This is a genomic window from Magnetococcales bacterium, from assembly GCA_015228935.1.
GTDB lineage: Bacteria > Pseudomonadota > Magnetococcia > Magnetococcales > DC0425bin3 > HA3dbin3.
The window spans coordinates 1-3,569 of sequence record JADGCO010000182.1; the positions used below are offsets into that span (position 1 = coordinate 1).

3 protein-coding genes are annotated in these 3,569 nt (G+C 55.4%); all 3 read left to right on the top strand.

Features of this window, described 5'->3' with window-relative positions; translation table 11 throughout:
* Positions 1-426: 426 nt before the first annotated feature.
* Positions 427-1,437: a class II fructose-1,6-bisphosphate aldolase gene (locus HQL65_20410; GenBank protein MBF0138597.1), complete on the top strand. Its 1,011-nt coding sequence runs from the start codon at positions 427-429 to the stop codon at positions 1,435-1,437.
* A 254-nt stretch (positions 1,438-1,691) separates the two neighbouring features.
* Positions 1,692-2,504 carry a cytochrome c biogenesis protein CcsA gene (ccsA, locus tag HQL65_20415; GenBank protein ID MBF0138598.1) on the top strand — a complete coding sequence of 271 codons (813 nt, stop codon included), beginning with the start codon at positions 1,692-1,694 and terminating at the stop codon, positions 2,502-2,504.
* Positions 2,501-3,569: hypothetical protein (locus HQL65_20420; protein ID MBF0138599.1), on the top strand; the 1,069-nt coding region annotated here is incomplete at its 3' end. The genes ccsA and HQL65_20420, both read left to right, overlap by 4 nt.

The following is a 3,569-nucleotide window of genomic DNA, read 5'->3' on the forward strand; positions in this document are numbered from 1 at the left end:
AAAAGTAGCTTATCCGCGATGGTCGTTTGTCGGATTCACGCTGAACCAGTACACATCTGAGTGAAGTGTGGACCGGAGACGCGAAGAGGATTTCAAATGTCTTACGGTGCTTGTTGTTCATATGCGAATGCTAGCAAATTTTGCTGGCATATGGAACTCATCTTTTGCAAATTTGAAGGGAAATCTACCGGTTAAAAAAAATTGCGGGGCACTGCCAAAAACACTCCAGCCCAAACTGAATTTGAGTTGAAATGTCCGGCGCGACTTGCTATACACTGAACAGACCCCTGCAATTGTTGTCTCTTGTAGCAGGGACCCAAAACCCGCTGAAAAATCCGCATCGCCGTATCCTGTCGATCTTTTCAGGGGTAAAAATCTGTTTTCTTTCGGGGCCAACCCTAAACATAGAAACTCAAAGAGGGTGACATGACTGTAAGCTATAAAGATCTCGGTTTGGTGAACACCAAAAAAATGTTTGAAGCGGCATTCAAGGGAAAGTTCGCCATTCCTGCCTATAATTTCAACAACATGGAACAGTTGCAAGCCATCGTGACCGGCTGCGGCGAATCCGACTCCCCCTTCATCCTGCAAGTGTCGAGCGGTGCCAGGAAATACGCCCATCAGACCCTGTTGCGCTTCCTGGCCCAGGGTGCGGCCCAGATGCTGAAAGAGATCAATCCGCATCTGAAATTCGCCCTCCACCTCGACCATGGCGATACCCTGGAACTCTGCAAATCCTGTATCGATACCGGCTTCTCCTCGGTCATGATCGACGGCTCGCACCACTCCTTCGCCGACAATATCGCCCTGACCAAGAAAGTCGTCGAATACGCCCATCAACACGACGTGACCGTCGAAGGCGAACTCGGCATCCTGGCTGGCATCGAAGATGATGTCGTCGCCGAAAAATCCACCTACACAAAACCTTCCGAAGTGGAAGAGTTTGTCAGCAAGACCGGTGTCGATTCCCTCGCCATCTCGGTCGGAACCTCCCACGGTGCCAACAAGTTCAAACCAGAACAATGCACCAAGAATGCCGAAGGTGTCCTGGTACCGCCCCCGTTGCGCTTCGATATCCTCGAAGAGATCGAAAAGAGAATTCCGGGCTTCCCCATCGTTCTCCATGGCGCTTCCTCGGTCGTCCCCACCTACGTCAACATGATCAACTCCAACGGCGGCAAACTGAAAGATGCCGTTGGTATCCCCGCCGATCAATTGCGCCGCGCAGCCCAATCGGCTGTCTGCAAAATCAACATCGACTCCGATGGCCGTCTGGCCATGACCGCCATCATCCGGAAAGTCTTCGCCGATAAACCCGCCGAATTCGATCCCCGGAAATATCTTGGACCGGCCCGGGATGAACTGAAAAAAATGATCATCGAGAAAAACAAGACCGTGCTGGGTTCCGCCGGTCAGGGCAAGGCCATCTTCGGCTGAGTTTGTTTCACGCTCTTGCCTGCCTGATGTAAAAAAACTCCAGCGAACTTGTTTCGCTGGAGTTTTTTAATTCATGTATGAAAAACTGGCCATGATCATCGTTTCGGCCATTTGGAAACGGTTTTTTGTCGGGGCTTCGCCCCAAACCCCACCAGGACTCTGTCCTGGACCTGCCAGGGAGCCAGCCCCCTGGACCCCATTTTCGAAGAGCCCATGCCCATGGCCGAAAAGATGATCAAGACCGGAAAATACACATGAATCCAGAATGGATGCTGACCTGGGGAGCCATGATCCTCTACCTGCTGGCAGGTCTCGTGGCCGTCGTGGCCATGGTCCTGGATCGCCATCCAGACCGCACCATTCTGGCCCTGCTGGCTCTGGGACTTCTGGTCCACGCCGTGGCCCTGGGTCTGCGATGGCAGCGTCTCGGGCATGGTCCCTTCATCAATCTTTATGAAATTCTGTCCAGCAATATCTGGAGCCTTCTCCTGATATACGCCCTGGTCTTCTGGCGCATGCCAATCATTCGCCGCAGTGCGGCGGTCATTCTGCCCATGTTGTTTTTGCTCATGGGGTGGCTGCTGGTCACAACCCCCGGGGATTCCCGTCTGCCCCCCACCTATCATACCCTGTGGCTCTATTTCCACGTGGGCTTTGGCAAAATATTTTTGGGTGCCCTGCTGGTCGGGGCCGGATTGGGTGTGGCCATCCTGTTGCGAATGACACCCCGAGGTGAACTCTGGTTCCGGTCCCTGCCGGATGATGCGCGTCTGGATGAACTCTCCTATCGTTTCCTGGTATTGGGATTGATTTTTGATACCATGATGTTGATCATCGGGGCCATTTGGGCACAGGATGCCTGGGGTCGCTACTGGTCCTGGGATCCGCTGGAAACCTGGTCGTTGATCACATGGTTGTTTCTGGCGCTGGCTTTGCACGTGCGTCCCCTGCTCAATCCATCCCCACGCTGGGGAGCGGTTTCAATGTTGTTGATATTCCTGGTTGCCTTTCTGACTTTTTTTGGCGTGCCGTTCGTCTCGCTTGCCCCGCACAAGGGCGTCATATGAACGGCATGCCGCCCGCAACGCCCACGATCCCATCTGCAACGCACACCGTCTGGTTGCAACCGCATCCCTCCCGGCGTTCCCTGGCCGGGGCGTGGTTGTTGCTGGGATTGGGCGCTTTTTTAATGTCGGGTGTGTTTGCCTGTGTTCTCGTGTTGTCGCGGACCCCGATCCTGGCGGCCTGGTTGCCGGTGGCCGATTGGTTTCGCATCTCCCTGGTCCTGCATGTCGATCTGGCCGTGGTGGTCTGGCTGCTCTCCTTTGCCGGATCCATGTGGACCCTGGCAGGTCATGATCGCGACCAGGGAAAAGGCTGGTTCGGCTGGCTGGCCTTTGGGTTGGCCCTGCCAGGTCCCCTGCTGATGGGAGTGTCGCCGCTGCTGGGTGCCCGGCAACCCATCATGAGCAACTATCTCCCCATCTTGCAGCATCCCCTGTTTTTTGGGGGCCTTCTTCTGTTTGGATGCGGAATTTTTTTGACCGCTCTGCGTCTGGTCCTGGCTCCTCTTGTCAATCCGACCGCACCCACGGCAACGCCCTTTTCCCGGGAAAACCTGTGGCGCTGGGGGGCCAGATGTGGGGCCTGGGCCATTCTCCTGGCCATATGGACCTTTTTGGGGGCCTGGCGCTCCCTGCCGACATCCCTGCCGGATGCGGTGTACTACGAACATTTATTCTGGGGAGGAGGCCACCTGTTGCAGTTGGCGCACACCCTGCTCGTCATGGTCGTATGGTTGTGGCTGGGACGGTTGGGGGGGTTGGCATTTCCGTGGTCTCCCGGGTGGGTGGCTTTATGGTTTGGCCTGGGTCTGTTGCCGGCGGGGGCCGGTCCTGTCAGTTATCTTGTCTGGCCGACAATCAGTGTGGAAAGTCGTGATTTTTTCACCTTCCTGATGTCCCATGGCAGTTGGCCGGCAGCAACGTTGCTGGGCATCGGCATTCTGTGGCATTGGCCAAAAAAACGCATCAAAGACCAGAAAGGGGAAAGGAAGATGCCCCAAAAAAAACGTATAAAAAACTGGGATGGGGGTCCAGGGGGAAGGGCTGCGCCCTTCCCCCTGGCGGGGT